We start from the raw sequence: 21,566 nt of genomic DNA on the forward strand, positions 1-21,566 counted from the left end.
GAAAATATAGTTTGTAGTATACTAATAACGTTGTTAGAAGGAGAAGATTATGAACATCGAAAAATTGGAATATCTAGTCGAAGTCGCCAAAACGGGATCCTTCTCGATTGCTTCACAAAATCTCTTTGTGAGTCAATCCGCTATTAGTCAATCGATTGATAGTATCGAAAAGAAATTAAATGTCAAATTGTTCGAGCGTTCCAGAGGTAGAGGCCATAGTGCCATACTTACGCATGATGGAGAAGAGCTTGTTTCGATTGCGATAGAGGTATTTAGTAAATATCAAGAACTAATTGAAAAAGCACAGTTAATTAATAATAAAGTAAACGATAAATTGAAAATATCTACGACTCCAGGTTTTTTTGCCGTACTTTTAAACCCAATATCAACTATTAGAGATGATTATCCTAAAATTACTATCGAGATTTTTCAAAAGCCTGGTCAAGATATTATTGAAGATATTTTAGAAGATCGAAGTGATATCGGTGTTTTGCCATTTATTAAGCATTTACTAGAAGATGATGATCGCCTAGTTTACCATAATTTATTTGAAGCAAAAATGAAATTAATGGTAAATAAAAACTCTCCATTAGCGGAAAAATCATTTGTTACACCACAACAAATTATAAACGAAACACTAATTACTTATGATGGAGAATTCATTCATTGGTTTAAAAAACTTTTCTATAGGGAGTTTGGCAAAATGAATGAGTTATTTACCACTACGAATACTGATACATTAAAAAAAGCGATCGAAGAAAACTTAGGCGTATCATTTGTTCCAGCCTTCAACGGGGTAAATTACAATTTGAATGATGACATTATAATGTTGGATATTGTAGATTATGATGCTGTAAATCTTCAATATGTATGGATTATGTCTAGTAATAGGGATTGTTCAAGAATGATAAAAGACTATATATCGAGATTGAAGGAAGAACTAAATTCATAATGTAAAGTGGGTGATATGATTCATCCGCTTTTTTGGCATGAGACAAGGACGCCTGTGTCGGTAAGGGATAATGTATTTATTATTTATACGAAACTACTTTACTAAAGAACTCGTAATGCATGAAGAAATATATCTATTCCAGCGACAAAGTAAGGAATTTAAAGTGACTGATAGGGTATGGAAAAATGTACGAGATCAACTTGTGGTTTCTTATACTTTAGTTCAAGAAGGAGATTATTTAGAGATTAACAGTTTAGAAGGAGAAAAATAAGAATGAATGAATTAATCGTTTTTAGTGAACTTCATAAATATTTAAACGGTTTAGGTCCAATGAAATGTACAATGGCGGCAAAGAGTCTGTCGTTAGGGTATAAACCTATTACCTTTAGTGGCGCGTCTACTAAATTTGCGACTCTAGATGGAGAAAAAAAATACCATTGCTTAATTCTGCATGTAGATCCAGGAAATCCAGAATCTAGTAGAGGGAAGTCTATTCAAAAAGAAGTACAACAAATTTTAAATTTTGAAATTAAAGAAATGAGAAATTTCCTCCTTAAAAAGCATGAAATATATGTTCCATTTGAAGTCATAGATTCAAAAGAGAAGATGGAGCTATTAAAAGCTATTATAAAGAATGTATTTAAAATTTTTTTTAGATAGAAATTAAAATAACATGCTAATTGTTAAAGGATGATAGTATGTGAAAAAGGCGTTGCTCAAGAGCAATGCCTTTTTTGTATATTCTCTTTTTAAAAATTAATCTTTTAAATAAGTAATTAAATTAAAATTATTTTTATTATATTAATATACTTTCTAACCCTCGGTCTAAATCATAAAATAGAGAACTAAAGACAGAATGTGTTCTCTTTCAAAAACATAGAAGGTGGTTATTTATTTATGCGTAAATTAACAGTTTTCATTGCTTTCAATACGACTTATATCCTCTCCCCATTAAAAAGCATTGATTTTTGTTAAGGGAAATTTAAGGTACACAATCCAAAATGAGCTTATCAAAAGAAATTAGGAGGAGTAAAAAAATAGATAAAACAAGCTCTAATGCAAACGACCAATAGTAGAGTAAGTTTGGTGTATAAACGAAAGAAAAGTCCTGATTTTCTTAAAATGGTTACAAGATAGTAGAGGTTCTTAAGGATATGTGAAATTCCGAAAACGTATGTACCTCAATGAAGAATAATCGGGTATATATTCAGATCAATCTCAATGTTGGAGAGGAGAAAAGAAAATTGAAAAAGTGGGTTATTATTTCAGTTATTGTTGTTGCTGTTGGAGGAGGAAGTGGTTGGTTTATATATAGTAAGAGTCAAGCAAATCAAGCCCAAAACGTGATGGCTACAGCACAAACAATTACGGCACAAAAAGGAAAGTTAGAAGTAGCTGTTACTGGATCGGGTTCGGTAACTGCAAATACTGACGAAGATGTTACTGCGGCAAATACAATTCTTGTTGTGGATAGTGTTAGTGTTTCATCTGGAGAATCAGTGGGTAAAGGTGATACACTTGTGACTTTTAAAAATGGTGATGTGGTTACGGCTCCAAAAGATGGAGAAATTACAAAGGTTTATGTAAGTAGCGGTAGCGGAGCATCGCAAGGAAAAGTACTAATTCGTATGGAAGATGAAGATGGAGTTACATTACCAATTACAAGAGAAGATAGTGGCAGTTCCTCAAATAATTCTAGTACGGGAAATACTGGAGGTAGTAGTTTAATAGCGGATACTGTAAATGTGAAGGAAGGTTCAGTTGTAAAAGCAGGTGCAACACTTGTGAAATTTACAGATGGTAGTATTTTACAAGCACCAGTTGCTGGTACGATTACTAGTCTTGCTGTTAATAGTGGAGATTCTGTACAAAGTTCTACGACAGTGGCGCATATAACAAATTACAGTTCTTTGGAAACAACAATCAGTGTTGATGAATTAGATATCACTAAGGTAAAAGTTGGACAATCAGTAAAAATAACAGCAAGTGCTTTTGAAGGTGAAACATTCGATGGGATTGTAACGAAAGTAGCAAATGAAGGTACATCGACAAATGGCGTTTCGACATTTGATGTAACTGTAAAAATTAAAAATCCAAAAGGTTTGAAAATTGGTATGTCAACGGAAGCAAGTATTTTAATACAAAGTAAAGCAGACGCGCTATATGTTCCAGTAGAAGCAGTGTATAAAAATGGAAATGAAAAATATGTACTAGTACCTTCATCTACAGATGATTCTGGACAATCTACAAAGAAAGTTACAGTAAAAACTGGTATTTCAAATGATACGAATGTAGAAATTACAAGTGGATTAAGTGAAGGAGAGTCTATTGAAATTCCGAGCGTTCAATCTAGAAGTAATTCTGGTGGATTTATGATGCAAGGTGGAGGATTCCAAGGTGGTGGCTTCTCTGGCGGTGGTTTCGGAGGAAGAAATTTTGAAAGAAATCAAAATGGTGGCGGACAAGGAGGTAAATGATGACTAACTTTGAGCCGATTATTCAAATTAAAAACATGACGAAAATGTATGAACTTGGCGGAGAAACGGTAATGGCTCTTCAGAGTGTATCTCTTGATATCCAAAAGGGTGATTTTATTTCAGTGATCGGTCCATCAGGTTCGGGGAAGTCAACATTTATGAACATGATCGGATGCTTAGACCGTCCAGATTCTGGGAGATATTTGATTGATAATGAAGATGTAGGGCAAATGAAGAGCTCACAACTAGCGACTATACGGAATGAAAAAATTGGATTTATTTTTCAAAATTTTAATCTTATACCAAAGTTAACTGCAGTAGAAAATGTAGAACTTCCTCTTATTTATAGAGGGATGAAGACGGCTGAAAGAAGAGAAATTGCTCTTTCGGCGTTAAAAAAAGTAGGATTAGTCGATCGAGCGAATCATTTACCTACACAATTATCAGGGGGGCAGCAGCAGCGTGTCGCAATCGCGCGTGCCCTTGCTGGAAGCCCTCCTATTTTACTAGCAGATGAACCGACTGGTGCTCTTGATAGTAAAACAAGTAAGGAAATTTTGGAGATTATGAATTTGTTAAATGAGCAAGGACATACGATTATTCTAATTACACATGATTTAGATGTTGCAAAACAGGCAAATCGTGTTGTTCGAATACATGATGGCCAGCTATACGAGAATGGTGGTGAATGGTTTGCAGACACTGAGAATGGCGCTTAAGAGCATTAAAGGAAATAAAGTAAGAGCGTTCCTAACGATGCTAGGTATTATTATCGGTGTATCCTCCGTTATTGTGATGGTTGCGATTGGACAGGGATCAACGAAAGAAGTGCAAGATCAAATAGGAAGCTTAGGTACAAATGTATTAACAGTAAGTGTGACAGGCTCAGATGTAACATTTAAAGAAGATGATGCTAATCAACTTAAGGACGTTAGTGGTGTAGAAGCAATAGCTCCAACTGTTTCTGGAAGAGTAACTGTAAAAAACGGACAAACGAACGCACAAGTGTCAGTGACAGGAACAACTTCACCTTATTTAAAAGTTCGTGATTTGGAGCTGCAATCAGGGCGATTTATTGCAGATTTGGATAATGATAATCACTCAAAAATAGCAGTACTAGGTTCAAGCACAGCACGAACATTATTCGGTTTTGGAAATCCAGTTGGTCAATACGTTAAAGTAAATGGAACATCATTTAGAGTTGTTGGGGTACTTCAATCAGTTGGTAGTTCATTAGGTTCAAGTGGGGACAGTACGATTTTTGTTCCGCTTAGTACAGCTCAGCGCTTGGCATCTACTACTTCAATTGGATCTGTCTATGTAAAAGTAGAAAATGAAAATATGATTAATTTTACATTACGTAGAATTGAACAAAAGATGTTTACGATTATTGGAGATGAAGATAGCTATAGCGTTTCGAGTCCAGAGGATTTAATGGAAACTGCTTCATCCGTTAATAAAACGATGACATTAATGCTAGGCGGAAGTGCTGCAATCTCACTTATTGTTGGTGGTATTGGTATAATGAATATTATGCTTGTATCGGTTTCTGAACGTACAAAAGAAATCGGTATAAGAAAAGCAATTGGCGCAAAGCGCGGAAGTATTCTACTTCAATTTCTCATTGAATCAATGGTATTAAGTTCACTTGGTGGAATTATAGGCGTTGTAATAGGTGTAATAAGTGCCAAAATATTTACTATAATGACAGGAACAGCAATTGCATATTCTGTTCCGGTTATGTTGTTATCGTTTGTATTTTCTTTATTAGTTGGAATTGTATTTGGTGTTTTTCCAGCAAATAAGGCATCAAAGCTTGATCCTATTCAAGCGCTTAGATATGAATAAAAAGAATAAAGTGGTTGTCCCAAAAGTAAATCTTTTAAGGGGCACCTCTTTTTTGTTTAAAAAAGAAAATCCTTCTTTATGATTATATAAAAAAGATTTTATTAAGTTGATTATCTAATAAAATAGTATTTTAGGTTTCTATTCAAAAATATCAGAATAGTCTATAATTATGGTCGTAACCAAAATTCAACCGTAAATAATGAGAAGCTTGTTGTTTAATTAATAATTCAATGAGGAGGTAAACGACGTGGAAGAATTAATATCAGAATTAGTTGATAATATGAAAGGAAGTTTAATCAATATTAGGCGTGATCTCCACTGTTTTCCTGAGATAGGATGGACAGAATTCCGAACCTCATCTCTCATAGCAGATTTCTTATCTGAATTGGGATTTGAAGTGAAAGTAGGAAGGGAAATAATTGTACCTGAATCGAGAATGGGTGTCCCAGATGGAAAAACGATTCAAGAAGCAAAAGAGCGGGCATTGTCGTTTGGGGCAAATTCATATTGGATTGAGAAAATGGAAGACGGGTTAACTGGTGTAGTTGGCATTTTGGATACAGGGCGTATTGGTCCAATACTTGCCTTCCGATTTGATATCGATGCATTGGAAATATCTGAGGATAAAGGATCAGATCATGTTCCAACGAATCAAAATTTTTGTTCGAAAGTAGAAGGCTATATGCATGCCTGTGGACACGATGGTCATATTGCAATTGGGTTAGGAATGGCACAATTGATTTCAAAAATGAAAGAGAAGCTATCAGGAAAAATCAAACTTATATTTCAACCGGCTGAAGAAGGTGCACGTGGTGCGAGAGCGATGGTTGACGCGGGAGTCTTTGAAGATGTTGATTATTTCTTTAGTGGCCATATTGGAGTTACGGCAACTAAACAGAATCAACTTGTCTGTAGCGTAACAGATTTTTTCGCGTCAACCAAGTTTGATTTAGAACTGGAAGGTGTGCAGGCCCATGCTGCATTAGCACCACATGAAGGTAGAAATGCATTACTTGCGGCATCTACTATTACATTGCAATTGTATGCAATCTCACGGCATGGATTAGGGGATTCAAGAATAAATGTTGGAGTGATTCAAGGTGGAGAAGGTCGAAACATTATTCCAGCACATGCTAAGCTAAAATTTGAAACTAGAGGAACGACCAATGAGGTTGATCAATATATGCAGAATGAATCATTGCGGATCATCCAATCAGTTGCTCAGTTATATGGGATTAAGGAACATACCGAAGTAGTAGGACGTTCGATTATCGCAGACTGTGACGCTGACCTTGCAAATCTTGTATACGATATAGGTTCAAATGTTAAACAAACTAGTGAGATTGTTCTTTCTCAGCCTTTTCTTGCTTCTGAAGATGTAACTTATATGATGAAAGAGGTTCAAAAGAATGGTGGAATGGCTACTTACCTATTATTTGGAACTGAATTGGCAGCGGGTCATCATAATTGTGCATTCGACTTTAATGAAAAAACAATTGCGTATGCAGTTGAAGTTTATGGAAACTTACTTGTACATTTAGCCAGATAATCAACTAGAGAGAGGAGAAAGGAATATGTTTTTTCTTGCATTAATCAGTTCTTTTTTGAATGCAGTAAATGCGTTGTATGCAAAAAAAATTACCATGCAAATGAAGGATAATAATAGCTTTATAGTAACATCATTTCTAGTGGTCACCATTATATTAGGCTGCGTAATGCCTTGGTATTATTCCTTTACTGTTACTCCAGCTACAATCGGTTTATTAATCATTGTGATTATTTTAGATGCATTGTCTAATGTATCATTTTTCTTAGCACTTGGACGAATAGAAGTATCTCAACTAGCAGTGTATACTGCGTTAACTCCATTATTCACGTTTATTCCAAATAGCATTTTGCACGGATTCGATATACATATTTTAATTCCGGTCTTGCTCATTGTCCTTGGTGTATATTTTCTGAACGTACGAGGTAAAAACTTGTTATCTCCATTAGTAGAAATAAAAAAACCTGGGAATTTATTAGGGGTTGCAGCTGCAGTTTCTGCTGGACTCAGCATGGTTCCTACACAACAATTGCTCGTTCATCAATGGATAAATGCCCCTACACTTTATTTTTTCAGAGCGAGTGGGATTGCCCTAATAATCTATTTAATCCATCGTCCGAAAATTTGGTATCCTAAACTGAATATGCACCTTTCGATTCGTGGGGTGCTTGCGATTACCCAATGGATTGCATTGTTTGCAGCCTTAAAGATTGCCAATGGAACGCTAGTTGTAGCTTTAGCCTATACTTCACCAATATTTGCATTGTTTTTAGCAAGAATTTATTATAAAGAAAAAATTACAGCAGCTAAGTTGATTGCCTGTTGCATTACCATTTTAGGAATTTTATTTATTTTAGAGTAGTGGAGGAAACGATGAAAAAAATCCGTTTAGGTTTACTAGGATCTGATGATTCGATTGACGTTATTCAATCTGTAATAAAGGAATACCCTGAATTTGAATGTACCCCTATTATCTATTGGCGAGAAGAGGAAATACCTGATCTTTTAAGTCCTATTGCCAATGATTTTGATATTTGGCTCTTTTCAGGCAAGGTCCCTTATGCCATAGCAAAAAGTTGGGGTGGAATTACCAAACCAATGTTTTTTACGCCACACACTGGACCGAGTCTCTACAAAACGTTGTTACAAATATTCTATCATAACCAGATTGCAATGGAACAAATTAGCTTTGATAACTTCCATTATGATGAACTCAACAGTATTTTAGATGAAGCAGAGATTAAAGCCAATCATTTATATTTGAAATATTATGAAGGAGAAGAAGTTGATGCAAAGGTACTTGCAGGATACCACTATGAGTTATGGAAAAGTGGGAAAACGAAAGCAGCGGTTACATGTCTTCGATCGGCACATATCGAACTTGAGAAAATGGGTGTCCCTGTTTATCGTGTACTTCCTGCTAAGTCGGCTATTGAGTCAGTACTAAATTTAGCACTTCGAACTTATGAGATGTTACATTTTAAAGAAAGCCAAATTGCAGTTCAAATGATTGAGATTGACTCTTATTTTGGTTTGGCGAAGGATACTTTTTCAACTGATGAAATTTACAAAATAGAAATTAAGATGGCAGAGAAACTACTTGTTTACGCTAATAAAGTTCAAGGATCACTTAAATCTGCTGGTCCAGGTAGATATGTCATTTTTACAACCCGAGGGCTTTTACAGGATATAACGAATGAATTTTCTATTATACCGAATTTGGAAGATCTCGAAGAACTAAAGAAAGAAGTCATTACTTGTGGAATTGGAATCGGTAAAACGGCTTATGAAGCAGAAATTCATGCCGGAAGAGCTTTATTTCATGCTAGAGAGTATGGAAAAGGAAGTTGGATGGTTGCTCTTGATAATCAAACGATCGCGGGTCCATTGGGAAGAGAGGAACAAATTACCTATTCTTATGTTTCAAAAGAACTGCAGAAAATAAGTGAACAAACATCTCTAAGTATTTCGACACTTAGTAAGCTAGAATCAATTCTTAAAAAGATTGGAAAGAGTGAAATTGGAGCTCACGAGCTAGCACAGTATATGCAAATCATGCCGAGAAGCGCGCGAAGAATTTTAAAAGAATTAGAGGAACAAGGAATTGCTCAGGTAATAGGAGAGGAAACACCTTATTCACGTGGAAGGCCTAGAAACATTTATAAAATAACCTTGTGACGATAAGTAGATAAACTTATCGTTTTATTATTTTAAATATAATATTCTGAATATTTTCACTTAACAAAATAAATATTTAGTGATATAGTTATGGTCATAGCCATAAATAGACCTAAAATATTAATTTTATAATAGGAGGACAAATGATTAATCAGGATCGATTGTGGAATCGCCTTATGGAATTAGGGTCCATTGGAAAACAAGAGTCTGGGGGAATTACTCGTTTATCTTTTACTGAAAATGAGAGAAAAGCTAAAAAACTGCTTTCTTCCTATATGAATGAAGCAGGATTAAAAGTTTACGAAGATACCGTTGGAAATCTTATTGGACGTAAAGAGGGAATTAATCAGGATGCACCGGTTGTACTGGTAGGCTCACATATAGATTCTGTATATAACGGGGGGAATTTTGACGGACCACTCGGCGTTCTCTCAGGGATTGAAATCCTACAGACGATGAATGAGCAGGGAATCACAACAGTGCATCCAATTGAAGTTATTGTCTTTACAGATGAGGAAGGTGCAAGATTTAGCTTTGGAATGATTGGCAGCCGAGGAATTGCTGGAACTCTCACCTTGGAAGAACTACAAAATAAGGATCAACAAGGGATTACTGTAGCGGAGGCAATGAGCGAAGCAGGTTATGATCCATTATTAATTGAACAGTCAGTCAGAAGTATTGGATCAGTAAAAGCATATGTCGAATTACATATTGAACAAGGTAAGGTACTTGAGAACGATAATTTATCAGTCGGTATCGTTACAGGAATCTCTGGCCCGTTATGGCTTAAATTCATAATTGAAGGTAAAGCAGGGCATGCGGGGGCAACTCCAATGAACGATCGTAACGATGCCTTAGTTGCTGCCTCCCAGATTATACAGCTAATTGAAACTGAATCAGCTAAGACTGGTACAACAGTGGGAACAGTTGGTCAATTGCAGCTGTTTCCTGGAGGAATCAATATAATACCTGGGAAGGTTGAATTTACTTTGGATCTTCGCGATGTAAATGAATCAATTCGTGATGAGGTTGAAAACCGAATAGTAGCAGGGGCAAAAATTTTATGTGAACAGCGTGGTGTAGGATTACAAATTGAAGATTTGCAACGTATTGCACCTACATTATGCTCTAATGAGATTCAAGATTTGGCAAAACTAGCTTGTGAAACGATTGGTGTGGAACCATTTTTTCTCCCAAGTGGAGCTGGGCACGATTGCATGCAGCTTACAAATCTCTGTCCAATAGGGATGCTTTTTATCCGTTCAAAGGATGGAATAAGCCATAATCCAGCAGAATGGAGTTCTAAGGAAGATTGTGCAGATGGTGCAAATGTACTTTATCATACTGTACTTCAGTTATCTAATAATGAATAAAGGGGGATGCAATAATGCAAACAATATCATTAAATAGTTTAGTAGCACAAACAAAAGAAGAAGTAATAAAGTGGAGAAGGCATTTCCATCAGTATCCGGAGTTATCTTTTCATGAAGAAAAAACAGCTCAATATGTGTATGATACACTTCAAACTTTCGGGAATTTAGAGATATCTCGTCCAACAAAGACGAGTGTTATGGCTCGTCTGATTGGTTCTCAGCCTGGCAAAGTGCTAGCAATTCGAGCAGATATGGATGCTTTACCGATCGAAGAAGAAAACACTTTTGAATTTGTCTCTACAAATCCAGGTGTGATGCATGCTTGTGGACACGATGGTCATACTGCAATGCTTTTAGGCACAGCAAAAATACTTACTAGTTTAAAAGACAAAATCAAAGGTGAAGTTCGCTTTTTATTTCAACATGCTGAAGAGTTATATCCTGGTGGTGCCGAGGAAATGGTACAAGCAGGAGTAATGGATGGAGTTGATATGGTAATTGGTGCTCATCTTTGGGCTCCTATGAAACTAGGTACTATAGGTGTAGCTTATGGACCGATGATGGCTGCTCCAGATACTTTCTATCTTACTGTTAAAGGTAAGGGTGGACATGCAGCACTTCCTCATGACACGATTGATTCGATTGCTATAGCTTCCCAAGTTGTAACAAATCTTCAACATATCGTTTCTAGAAATACTGATCCGCTTGATAATCTAGTAGTTTCTGTTACAAAGTTTATTGGAGGTACAACTCATAACGTAATCCCAGGTTCAGTTGAAATCTGTGGAACCGTTCGTAGTTTCAACGCCGACCTTAGGAAATCGGTTCCTGACCTTATGGAACGTATTATAAAAGGAATAACTGAGGCTCATGGGGCACAATACAAATTTGATTATGAGTTCGGATATCGCCCGGTTATCAACGATGAGCAGATTACGAAGGCTATTGAGGAAACTATTCTTGAAGTGTTTGATGAAAAGACTCTCGACCTTATGAAGCCAAACATGGGTGGTGAAGATTTCTCTGCTTTCCAACAAAAGGCACCAGGTACTTTCTTCTATGTGGGAGCAGGAAACGAAGAAAAAGATATTACTTATCCGCATCATCATGCACGTTTTACAATAGACGAGGACGCTTTGGAAATTGGTGTAAACTTATTTGTTCATGCCACATTTAAACTTTTAGATTAATAGAATTATGGTTAAGTAGACCCTTAATTTACAAGGATCTACTTAATCTAAACTTTTATTTTTCTGAATATTAAAACTAATATAAATTTTAAATTGAAAGTGGGGAACAATTTTTGAAAATCTATCATTTATTAGCACTTATTCCATTTATTGCTATTCTGGGCTTTTCATCTTGGGCAAACCACGTTGAGCCATTTGTATTAGGAATGCCTTTTCTCCTTTTTTGGGTTGTACTATGGACAGTTTTTTCAACACCAGTTATGTGGATAATCTTTAAATTAGATTCGGCGAAAAAGGGGGACAGATAAGATGAATAGTGCATTAATTATAATTTTTCTATTTCTTGCAGTATCGATTTTTCTAGGGGTACAAGCTAGGAAAGGAAAAGACATGAATCTTGAGCAATGGAGTGTTGGTGGAAGAGGATTTGGTACTATTTTCGTCTTTCTCTTAATGGCTGGTGAAATCTATACAACATTTACTTTCCTAGGTGGAAGTGGTTGGGCATATGGAAAAGGAGGACCAACCTACTATATCACTGCTTATGGTGCACTTGCTTATATTATGTCTTATTGGTTGCTTCCAAAAATATGGAAATATGCTAAAGAAAATAATTTAATGTCTCAACCGGACTTTTTCGCAAGTAAATACAAAAGTAAAGCCCTTGGCGTTTTAGTTTCACTAGTTGGTGTATCTGCTGTAATTCCCTACTTAGTTCTACAATTAAAAGGATTGGGAAGCATCGTTTCGGAGGCTTCTTATGGATTGATTTCACCAACTTTTGCGATTTGGATTGGTGCAATTTCAGTGACGATTTATGTAATGATCTCTGGTATCCATGGATCTGCATGGACTGCAGCGTTAAAGGATATTATGATTCTTGGTGTTGTTCTTTTTCTAGGAATCTATCTACCTATTCATTATTATGGTGGATTCCAAGCGATGTTTGAAGCAGTTGATAAAGCTAAACCAGGTTTTTTAAATCTCCCAAAAGAGGGATTAAGTGTATCTTGGTTTAATTCTACGGTTCTTCTAACAGCCCTAGGATTTTATATGTGGCCGCATACTTTTGGCTCTGTTTATTCAGCTAAAAGTGAAAACGTATTTCGTAAAAATGCGATTATCATGCCTTTATACCAACTTGTATTGCTTTTTGTGTTTTTCGTTGGATTTGCAGCAATTCTTCAAGTTCCTGGACTACAAGGTCCGGATGCCGATCTGTCCTTATTAAAATTAAGTAAACAATCTTTTAACCCGTGGTTTGTTGGAATCATTGGTGGAGCAGGTGTATTGACTGCAATCGTGCCAGGTTCGATGATTCTAATGGCATCTGCTACTTTAATATCAAAAAATATTTATAAAGTATTTGTACCATCTGCTACAGAAAAGCAGGTTGCAGTTTTAGCTAAATACCTTGTTCCTGTGGTTGCTTTATTCGCAGTATTTTTCACATTTAATGGTGGATCTACATTAGTAACTCTACTTTTAATGGGATACAGTTTAGTTACTCAATTGTTCCCGACACTTGTCTTTAGTTTAATGAAAAAGAACTTTGTAACGAAGCAAGGTGCATTCGCTGGTATTCTTACTGGGGTTGCAACAGTTACTTATGTCACTATAAGTAATACAACAATCGGATCATTATTCCCAGCACTACCTCAATATATTAAAGATTTGAATATCGGTGTTATTGGCTTAGTTGTCAATCTAGTATTTTTAGTTGTTGTTAGCTTACTTACTAAAAATATAGCGGTTCAAAGCAAAAAAGAGATTGTAGCTTAAATATGAATAATTACTCTATAAGGGGTGAAAGGGGGTGATTGCTCTAATCAACCCCTATTTTTTTTGTGTAGATATTCTAAAAATTTAGGAGGTTTACGAAGTTAGGTTTTTATCTATGATTTCTTCAAAGTTTTTAAAGTACGTGGAACTTGTTTTATAAATAGCTAGTCCTATAATTGTTCCAATTGTATTTAGTAAAATGTCATCAATATCACATGATCTGTAGTTATAGCCAAGGAACATTCCAATACTAGCTTGAATTAATTCAATTGCAAGACTTAGTGTAAAACCTATTACTATCGTATTTCTGTTTGATATATTAAAAAATAGAATAGGTAATGCAAATCCTAGTGGTATGAATAATAAAACATTACCAGCTACTTGTTTTAGAACAAGTAGAATTGAGCCAGAACTGAAGGTATCTATGATCGATTTAAAGGGAATAAAATTATGAGTATGTCCCAACCGATCTTCTATCATTATTTGAATTAAAAGTTTTTGATAGGGAAAAGGAAAAAAGGTGAAATTAATAAGAGATGTAAAGTAAATACCAAAGATCATCCAATAAAGAAGTTTTAGGATAGTTATTGAACCTTTTAGAAATTGATAGCCAAAATATAGGATAAAAAAAGTAGAAATAATTATGCTAGGATATAAGAAATTTAACAATTAATTGTTCCAGCCTTTCATAGTACCAGACTTAATAAATTAGGGATTCTAAACCTTGAATATTACAACTTACAATATTTAGCTACGTATCCAATTGTTTTTATATCACCTAGAGAATAACATATTTGTATAGTTTTCCTTCATCATTTTTATGTCAAATTTTAGAAACTTATAAATTAGTTCTTATTGAATCTTAAAATAAATAAAAACTCTTCCTAGAAATATAGAAAGAGTTTAAATGCGGAGAGGATTGTTTCTTTATTATTCTATTTTTAAAAAGTTTTGGGAGAAATAAAATTATAAATTAATGTGACCACTTTGAAGAAAGTTTCTAGATTGTTCTTTGTTTATTTTGCTTGAACTAGAGGTGTCCCACCTTGAACAGTAACCCAACCCCATTTTTGGCGTGCATCCATTTCCATTTTCTTTAATAATTCTGGAGTCAGTGAGTCTGATAAAATTTTATTTGATTTAGCATCTGCTTCCGCATTTAGAATTTTTGTTTGATTTTCAATCTTAGCTTTTTCTTGGTCAGCTAATGCCTTTTTTACGTTCAATTCAGAAGTTGCTAATTGTGCCTGTGACTGTGCCATACCTGCGGGAGAACCTACGTGTGTAAATCCAAAAGTTCCGACTTCGATACCTTGTTTTGCAAGTTCCTTATCAAGTGCAGTATTGATTTCTTCAGTAATATCAGCTTGTTTTGAACCTTTAATGTCGTTCCAGCTATATTTGTGCGTAATTTTGTTAACAACATTTTTCATTGTAGGTTTGACGATGTTATTTTTAATGTAACTAATATCTTTTCCACCTACTGATTGATAAAGATTAGCTACGTTTTTAGTTGAAATTTTCCATGTTAAGTTTGTATTAACAGGTAGTTCTTGCTGATCTCCAGTACCTACTGACCATTCTTGATCAGAATTACCACCTTCGTGCTTGTCACTTGATAAAACTAATGATTGTGTATATGTAGGGTATTCTTGTACTGAAACTCCCCAACCAGTCCAATGAAAGCCTTGGGGGACTTCAGTAATTTCACCACTCATATGTTTTTCAATACCAATGCTACCAACACTAATATGGGACATACCGCCTATCGCGTAAATAATACCTCCAACTATAATAACTCCGCCTGCAATCAGACTTCTTAAACCGTTCACTCTTCATCTCTCCCGATTTCTTTTTTAATGTTTTTAATATGATTATTAAATAATCTACCTATTTTGATAAAGACCTTATAAAACAGTAAGAAGAGAACGATTCCAATAATAATAACTAAAATTCCGAATTGATAAAAGAAAACCATTATCATTCCCCCGAATGTGCAAATTAGATTAACTATCTTTCTATCATTTCTTATATGCAATTATAGTTTGATTTAAGCTATATTAATAATTAAATTTTGCTTAGAAATATAGTGGCCTATCAGGCTTCATTGGTAAAATTATTAGCTTTTAACTAAATTACCCCAAATGCTTTTTGATAATTAAAAATATTTCGAGGATAGAGAATTCCTTAGAAAACCACCAGTTAAAGGTGGTTTATCTATTTGAGTAATAATATATTGGCCTATTTAACATACATATCTTCTGAAATTAGCAGGATCAAGCTAGAAAATTCAATAAAATCAAGGCGAAAATAACCCAAGTTTAAATCAAAGGAAAATCAATTTTTATTGTAGAATGTTTCTTTTTATTGGAGTTATAAAATTTGAATTTGGTCTGTTGGTATATAGGAAGGAGATAACATACGCAGCTATAAACGATTTATTCAGTGAAAATCATCATTTAATCAGAAAAACCAATATTGATACTTTTTTTCAAAATTAAAATCACATCAACACTTAATATAATTAAACTAGATCAGGATAAAGAACATCGTAGAGTATGGAGGAAGCTAAATGAAAATTGAACAATTAAGTCATCTTTGTGAAGTGATAGAAAGTGGTTCCTTTACGATTGCAGCAGAGAAATTTTTTATTAATGAAGCTGATATGAAAGAATCAATCATTAGTTTAGAAGTTGAATTTGGCATAAAGCTAATTGAGTGTGACGACGAATCTAAAGTGGTGCCTTCATTTGAATGTTTACAAATTATTTCACATATAAAGGAAATCGTAAGGAATTGTCGAGAAATTGAAGAAGAAATTAAATCCTTACATAAAAAATCTTCTGTTAATACAATGTATGATGTAAGTATGTTTTAACTCTTTCTAATAAAGCATTTTCAATATATAACCAGATCATAATTTATTTGGTCTTTTTAGAATAATTATTACTTTTCATATAAACGTCAAAAAGAAGGCTACAAATTCAGTAGGCTTCTTTTAATTTGTCTCATATATAATTTTCCCTGTTCTAGAAGTATCATAATCTCCTAAGGAATCAACCTCTGATTGAAACTGATTTGAAGATAAAATTTCTGTGACAATTCTGATCAGTCGTTCATTTGCCGGGGTTTTTAAAATAACGAGATCATATTGTTCTGTTATGAGTGGTATAAAATCAATTCCTACAATTTTAGCAGCTTTTTCAATTCCGACTCCAACATCTGCTACCCCAGTGGAGACAGCGGAGGCCACACTTAAATGATTGTTTTCTTCATGTTCATATCCGTTAATATTTTTAGGGGAAATCTTATTGATACGTAACTGTTCATCGAGGAGAATTCGAGCACCTGATCCTTTCTCTCTATTTACAATCTGTATATCTTCACGTTCTAAATCTTTCCAAGAGGTTATCTTTAAAGGGTTACCTTTTTTAACGTATAAACCTGCTTTCCTAGATAGTAAATTGAATAAAATAAATGAATGTCCCACTAAAATTTTCTTAAGATATGGTAGATTATACTCTCCTGTATCTCCGTCAAAAAGGTGAAGGCTAACGATGTCACATTCTCCATTATACATAGAAATAAGACTGTTTAAGCTTCCAGTAAAAGATCTTAAAGATTTATAGGTTGAGTTTTTCTCGATCTGTTTACCGAGCATATCTAAAACTAAATCTTGGCCACTAATAACAACATGGTTTGTTTCTTTTGGATCGCTTCTGCGAGGTTCAAAAACAGAGGCAGGTAATGTGGTTTTTTGATTTGTTTTATTGTTTTTTATGTAATTGTCCAAGTCATTTGCTGCTATTCTCATCTGTCTTCCTACACGGAATACAGGTAATTCACCTTTTTTGACAAGGTCATAAATGGTTAATTTCGATACTTTTAAAAACTGTGATACTTCTTCAATTGTATAGGAAAGTTCCGTCGTCATTTACATCCCTCCATTTTCTATTTTAACCCAATGCCTTTTAAAAAGCATATTCCTAGTAAATTTAATGTAAATATTAAAATTCTATTTCTTATTTAGTTATAACTAAATATAATTAGATATAACTAGATATATTTTATAAATGAAAGGTAGATGAAGGATGAAAAAGATTTATTCTTTAATAGTGTCGATGATGTTATTAGGACTAATTCTATCTGGGTGTTCATCAAATGAACAAGCTAAAAAGTCAACAGCTCAGAAACAAGAAGTTTCTCAAAAAAATGTAGAATTAACTATTTCAGCAGCTGCTAGTTTACAGGATGCACTAAATGATATTAAAGCAAACTTTGAAAAGGCAAATCCTAATGTGAAAATAAACTTTAACTTTGGAGCATCCGGAGCATTACAACAACAAATTTCTCAAGGAGCACCAGTGGATCTTTTCTTCTCGGCTGCAGAGGACAAATTTAATAATTTAGTAAAAGATGGTCTAATTGAAGAGAACCAGGGAAAAGATGTAGTTGGAAATGAACTGGTTTTAGTTGTACCAAAGGATACAAAAAAAGAAATTAACTCTTTTGAAGAACTTACAAAAGCAGATAAAATTTCGATCGGTACGCCAGACGCGGTACCAGCAGGACAATATGGAAAAGAAACTTTGGAAAATTTAAATGTATGGAAAGCAATTGAAGGAAAAGTAGTATATGGTAAGGATGTTAGACAAGTACTTTCTTATGTAGAAACAAATAATGTGGACGCAGGGATTGTATATAAAACAGATGCGTTGACATCGACAAAAGTTAAGATTGTAGCAACAGCAGCTGACAATACACATGATCCAATTATTTATCCGTTAGGCGTAATAAAGGATAGCAAGCAACCTAAAGAAGCTAAAAAATTCTTTGAATATCTTCAAAATGATGAGTCTATGAAGATATTAGAGAAGTATGGGTTTAAGGGACTAAATTAACTTATATTAACTGACATTAGTTTTCGAAATGAGCCGATTAGTTGATTGGTTCATTTTTCTTTTAGTAGGAATGTTAGATTATGAAGTATTAGTTAAAAAATACAAAGATTCAAATGTTCTATATAAAGAACGTTTAAGTAGATTTGTTAAACTTATTTAGAAGGGGAATTTTAGGGGGGAGGGCATTACTTAAAATAGAAAAAGGAATTAGCTAGAAAAATTATATCAAATAAAATCCTTTTATAAGATAAACGAGAAAATATAAAGCCGTATAATTAAAAGGCTAGTGCATGTATTCCTTTATTGTTATATTGAAGAGTTTTCGGTCTCTTTTCCCTTTTTGACCAATTAGCCAGTACCAGCTCTGTCCAATATAAAAAGAGTTTGATACAAGCTGTTCAATATACTTTGATATAATTCCATTGATTTTTTCTTTTTCAATTTTATTTTTTATAGACAAGGCGATGACAAAATAGGATTTATCACTTTCAAATTCAAGTAATTGAAGATGATATTTACCACCTTTTTTTTCATTAAAATCATTTAATACATGATCTATACAGTTTCGGACGTCTATTTTATATTTAGCCGCATCGTTCCAATTTGATATAAGAGAGTCATATAATGAGACTGTTAAGATGTAATATGATGCATAATCTTTAGGATTAAATTTTTGTTTCTCTCCTGTAAATGGATATAAAGGTGGAACAACAAATTTTTCATAATCAGCAAAAAAATCTTCAGTCATGTTTAATACCTACTTTCTAGTTTGAACAAAAGTTTACTATATCGAATCTTAATTTAGTTTTTCCTATTCTTTCCAAAAATAGACACAAGTGAAAGATGATTTGGATTATGGAAAAGGAAGTATAAGATTTTTAGTAAAAAGCAGAGTTGAGAAATTCAACTCTACTTTCACGTTGTTGAAAAACAACCTAGTCAATTAAATTAGCAAATTTTCGTAAGAGGAGTAGAGTGATGTTGATTTGGATCCTCTGCTTTTTTGTTTGTTTAATCCGATAGCCAATGGGATTTTTCAATCTATTTAGCTTTATAATATTTGAAGCGAGAATACTAGTGAGGTAAAATCACCGTTCGCAAAAGCATCATTACAACTGTAGAACATGACATCATTTTCCTTTTTGATTCTCATACCAGACTGAAAATCATGGAATCCCACCATTCGTTCTTCTTCCCATACATTAAAGACATTTAAAAAGCCACTAGAGCATTTTAAGGTCAATTCTGATTGAGTTTCACTTCTCCATATAATGACTGTTTTTTGTTTTTGAGCATCGTTGATTGATATTCCATTTTCTGATATGAATCCGACACCTTGATTTCTAGGAGAATTTGAACTTAAAAATTTCAACTTAATCACTTTTTCTTCATTCATTTGAAATACTTCGGTATGAATTGTTTCATCAGATTTTACAGACTTGTTAGTACTATACACTTTTTCTTTTACTAGTAACATTTTCACTTATCTCTCCTGTTAAGTTATTTTGATCCCCTAATGTTAATTTTAAAAAGTAACATAATCCTAAACAGGGGATACAGACCAATGCCATACCTAAAAAAGCAAAAGATGGAGATATAGAGTAGAGGTAACCACTTACTAATGTTAAAATACCGCTACCTAAACTTAAACCTAGAGCTGCATAAATTCCATGAGCAAAGGGGAAGTACTTATTTTCAATGTTTTCATCTAAGTATTTCACAAAGGCATATTGAGTAAGCCCAAAAGTAATAGAATGTAAAAATTGAGACAATACAAAAACTGAAATACTGTTAAAAGAAAAGATCAATACCCATCTTAATATGGAAGCACTTATACTAAACAGTAATAAAACTTGTACAGATCGTCTTTTAAATAGAGAGTCTGATATATAGAAGAAAGCAATTTCGGAAATTACCGCAATGATTAAGATGAATCCTGTAAAACTTGTTTTTACCCCAATATTTTTCAAAAAAAGGACAGCATAACTATAATATGCTGCATGTGCAGCTTGAAGGGTGACACAGATCGTTAATACGATTAAAAATGTTTTTGATTTAAATAACTTAAAAAATGGCACTTTATTTGAAGCTATTTTTGTTTTTAAAGGTATTGGAGCTTTAATGGATGTAAGGAAAGAAAGTAGAATACATCCAAAAATCAAAAGGTAAATAACTACATTTTCACTTTTTAAAGATATTAGTATTCCAGTTAATGATAGAGTAATAATATAGCCAATCGAACCATATGATCTACTCTTTCCATACTCTATTTTACTTTCCCGAATAAGGATAGATGCCATAGACTCATACATAGCTAAAGGCATTGGATAAACAAGGCTTAGTAAAACTGTAATAAAAGCTACAGCAATTAAACTATTAAACGGTATTAATATGATTAATAACGTAACAGAAATTAAGGAAACTACTTGATTTAATCTTGCTAAATTTAAGTATCTACTTATAAAGGGAAATATAAAAAAGGTTGTAATCGACCTTGTTATTAATCCTAAAGCAATGATAAGTCCAGCTTCATCAGCTGTAAAACCTTTACTTGTTGTTAGCCAAGCAGACCAATAAGGCACGAAGATTCCGAAAGTGAAGAAAAACCCAAAAAACTGTAAAGACATCCATCTTTGATCGGTCATTAGATTCCTCCTGTTTCGGAAAAGCTATTATTTTGTTTCATAATAAAATCACGCATTTTTTGAAAACAATATTCAGTAGCATACTGATCATAATTAGAAGTTGATTGATCGGTAAAACCATGACTTCCTTCTATTTTAATGACTTGGATCCTATCTTTTGTTTTCAATTCACTTATGACAATTTCGGGGTCAAATGATTTTTCTTTCGTTGGGAATATTAGTAAGGTCTCACATTTTGGACGAACCTCTAAGTAGTCCCTAATCCTCGAACCATAAAATCCAATTACTCCATCAAATAACCCGTCATACTTACTGCATAACCATGCAATCGTTGCACCTATACTAAAACCCAAAATATACAAATTAGCACATTTAGTTCGAAGTTCTTTTGCAAGAGTGATAATTTTATTAGTAGCTAACTCAAACCCAATCTCATGAATAAAATGCTTATAAGCTTTGTTTTCATCCCTATAGCAATAGTTCTCTATATTACCTAATAAATTTGGACAGACAACTGTAAATCCCAACTTATTTAAACTGTCGCAAATATCTTTTATATGTTTGTTAATTCCATAAATTTCGTGAACAACTAAAATGGTGGTATTATGAAACTCACAATTATTCAATTTTTAATCACCTCTAACTTAGAAAAAATAGGAATAGAATTTTGTTCT

The 21,566-nt window shown here is 33.7% G+C and carries 22 protein-coding genes; 14 read left to right on the forward strand and 8 right to left on the reverse strand.

The window, feature by feature from the left end; genetic code table 11:
- Positions 1–49 precede the first annotated feature (49 nt).
- The 12 genes from BED47_RS06105 (at position 50) to BED47_RS06165 (ending at position 13,346) form a co-directional block, all read left to right on the forward strand.
- Positions 50–952 carry a LysR family transcriptional regulator gene (locus BED47_RS06105; protein ID WP_069032885.1) on the forward strand — a complete coding sequence of 301 codons (903 nt, stop codon included), beginning with the start codon at positions 50–52 and terminating at the stop codon, positions 950–952.
- Positions 953–1,225: 273 nt separating this feature from the next.
- On the forward strand, positions 1,226–1,612 hold the full coding sequence (locus tag BED47_RS06115; RefSeq protein WP_069032887.1) for a hypothetical protein: 387 nt from the start codon (positions 1,226–1,228) through the stop codon (positions 1,610–1,612).
- 584 nt (positions 1,613–2,196) lie between these two features.
- Positions 2,197–3,429: an efflux RND transporter periplasmic adaptor subunit gene (locus BED47_RS06120; RefSeq protein WP_069032888.1), complete on the forward strand. Its 1,233-nt coding sequence runs from the start codon at positions 2,197–2,199 to the stop codon at positions 3,427–3,429.
- Positions 3,429–4,148 carry an ABC transporter ATP-binding protein gene (locus BED47_RS06125; RefSeq protein ID WP_069032889.1) on the forward strand — a complete coding sequence of 240 codons (720 nt, stop codon included), beginning with the start codon at positions 3,429–3,431 and terminating at the stop codon, positions 4,146–4,148. Before BED47_RS06120 ends, BED47_RS06125 begins: the two co-directional genes overlap by 1 nt.
- Positions 4,114–5,277, forward strand: a complete 1,164-nt coding sequence (locus BED47_RS06130; RefSeq protein WP_286143885.1) for an ABC transporter permease — start codon at positions 4,114–4,116, stop codon at positions 5,275–5,277. Before BED47_RS06125 ends, BED47_RS06130 begins: the two co-directional genes overlap by 35 nt.
- Positions 5,278–5,524: 247 nt before the next feature.
- Positions 5,525–6,826, forward strand: coding sequence for an amidohydrolase (locus BED47_RS06135; protein ID WP_084006795.1), 1,302 nt, complete (start codon positions 5,525–5,527; stop codon positions 6,824–6,826).
- A gap of 25 nt (positions 6,827–6,851) precedes the next feature.
- Positions 6,852–7,685 carry a DMT family transporter gene (locus BED47_RS06140; protein WP_069032891.1) on the forward strand — a complete coding sequence of 278 codons (834 nt, stop codon included), beginning with the start codon at positions 6,852–6,854 and terminating at the stop codon, positions 7,683–7,685.
- 11 nt (positions 7,686–7,696) lie between these two features.
- Positions 7,697–9,001: a transcriptional regulator gene (locus BED47_RS06145; protein ID WP_069032892.1), complete on the forward strand. Its 1,305-nt coding sequence runs from the start codon at positions 7,697–7,699 to the stop codon at positions 8,999–9,001.
- A gap of 143 nt (positions 9,002–9,144) precedes the next feature.
- On the forward strand, positions 9,145–10,374 hold the full coding sequence (locus BED47_RS06150; RefSeq protein WP_069032893.1) for a Zn-dependent hydrolase: 1,230 nt from the start codon (positions 9,145–9,147) through the stop codon (positions 10,372–10,374).
- A 14-nt stretch (positions 10,375–10,388) separates the two neighbouring features.
- A complete protein-coding gene (locus tag BED47_RS06155) occupies positions 10,389–11,564 on the forward strand; it encodes a M20 family metallopeptidase (RefSeq protein WP_069032894.1) in 1,176 nt (391 codons plus the stop codon).
- Between the two features lie 113 nt (positions 11,565–11,677).
- Positions 11,678–11,872, forward strand: coding sequence for a DUF3311 domain-containing protein (locus BED47_RS06160; protein WP_069032895.1), 195 nt, complete (start codon positions 11,678–11,680; stop codon positions 11,870–11,872).
- 1 nt (position 11,873) lies between these two features.
- Entirely contained in the window at positions 11,874–13,346 is a 1,473-nt protein-coding gene (locus BED47_RS06165) for a sodium:solute symporter family protein (protein ID WP_069032896.1), read from the forward strand.
- A gap of 93 nt (positions 13,347–13,439) precedes the next feature.
- On the opposite strand, the gene BED47_RS06170 is transcribed toward BED47_RS06165, so the two are convergent.
- The 3 genes from BED47_RS06170 to BED47_RS23630 form a co-directional block, all read right to left on the reverse strand.
- Positions 13,440–13,907, reverse strand: a complete 468-nt coding sequence (locus BED47_RS06170; protein WP_254664560.1) for a VanZ family protein — start codon at positions 13,905–13,907, stop codon at positions 13,440–13,442.
- A 455-nt stretch (positions 13,908–14,362) separates the two neighbouring features.
- Positions 14,363–15,178, reverse strand: coding sequence for an SPFH domain-containing protein (locus BED47_RS06175; RefSeq protein WP_069032898.1), 816 nt, complete (start codon positions 15,176–15,178; stop codon positions 14,363–14,365).
- Entirely contained in the window at positions 15,175–15,324 is a 150-nt protein-coding gene (locus tag BED47_RS23630) for a hypothetical protein (protein WP_175403458.1), read from the reverse strand. Before BED47_RS23630 ends, BED47_RS06175 begins: the two co-directional genes overlap by 4 nt.
- 594 nt (positions 15,325–15,918) lie before the next feature.
- Here BED47_RS23630 and BED47_RS06180 point away from each other — a divergent pair.
- A complete protein-coding gene (locus tag BED47_RS06180) occupies positions 15,919–16,224 on the forward strand; it encodes a LysR family transcriptional regulator (protein WP_069032899.1) in 306 nt (101 codons plus the stop codon).
- A gap of 120 nt (positions 16,225–16,344) precedes the next feature.
- Here BED47_RS06180 and BED47_RS06185 read toward each other — a convergent pair whose 3' ends face one another.
- Entirely contained in the window at positions 16,345–17,280 is a 936-nt protein-coding gene (locus BED47_RS06185) for a substrate-binding domain-containing protein (RefSeq protein ID WP_069032900.1), read from the reverse strand.
- A gap of 157 nt (positions 17,281–17,437) precedes the next feature.
- On the opposite strand from BED47_RS06185, the gene modA reads away from it, so the two are divergent.
- The gene (gene modA / locus BED47_RS06190; protein WP_069032901.1) at positions 17,438–18,247 is read left to right on the forward strand and encodes a molybdate ABC transporter substrate-binding protein; all 810 of its coding nucleotides are present in this window, start codon (positions 17,438–17,440) and stop codon (positions 18,245–18,247) included.
- A 283-nt stretch (positions 18,248–18,530) separates the two neighbouring features.
- On the opposite strand, the gene BED47_RS06195 is transcribed toward modA, so the two are convergent.
- From BED47_RS06195 to BED47_RS06210, 4 genes are all read right to left on the reverse strand, one after another.
- On the reverse strand, positions 18,531–18,995 hold the full coding sequence (locus BED47_RS06195; RefSeq protein WP_069032902.1) for a hypothetical protein: 465 nt from the start codon (positions 18,993–18,995) through the stop codon (positions 18,531–18,533).
- A 303-nt stretch (positions 18,996–19,298) separates the two neighbouring features.
- On the reverse strand, positions 19,299–19,730 hold the full coding sequence (locus BED47_RS06200) for a hypothetical protein (RefSeq protein WP_139116345.1): 432 nt from the start codon (positions 19,728–19,730) through the stop codon (positions 19,299–19,301).
- On the reverse strand, positions 19,696–20,892 hold the full coding sequence (locus tag BED47_RS06205; protein ID WP_069032904.1) for an MFS transporter: 1,197 nt from the start codon (positions 20,890–20,892) through the stop codon (positions 19,696–19,698). The genes BED47_RS06200 and BED47_RS06205 overlap by 35 nt, the downstream gene beginning before the upstream one ends.
- Complete coding sequence (locus BED47_RS06210; RefSeq protein ID WP_069032905.1) at positions 20,892–21,518, reverse strand: dienelactone hydrolase family protein; 627 nt, start codon at positions 21,516–21,518, stop codon at positions 20,892–20,894. Before BED47_RS06210 ends, BED47_RS06205 begins: the two co-directional genes overlap by 1 nt.
- Positions 21,519–21,566: the final 48 nt, after the last annotated feature.

It is taken from the genome of Gottfriedia luciferensis (genome assembly GCF_001712755.1).
In the GTDB taxonomy this organism is placed as follows: domain Bacteria; phylum Bacillota; class Bacilli; order Bacillales; family Bacillaceae_G; genus Gottfriedia; species Gottfriedia luciferensis_B.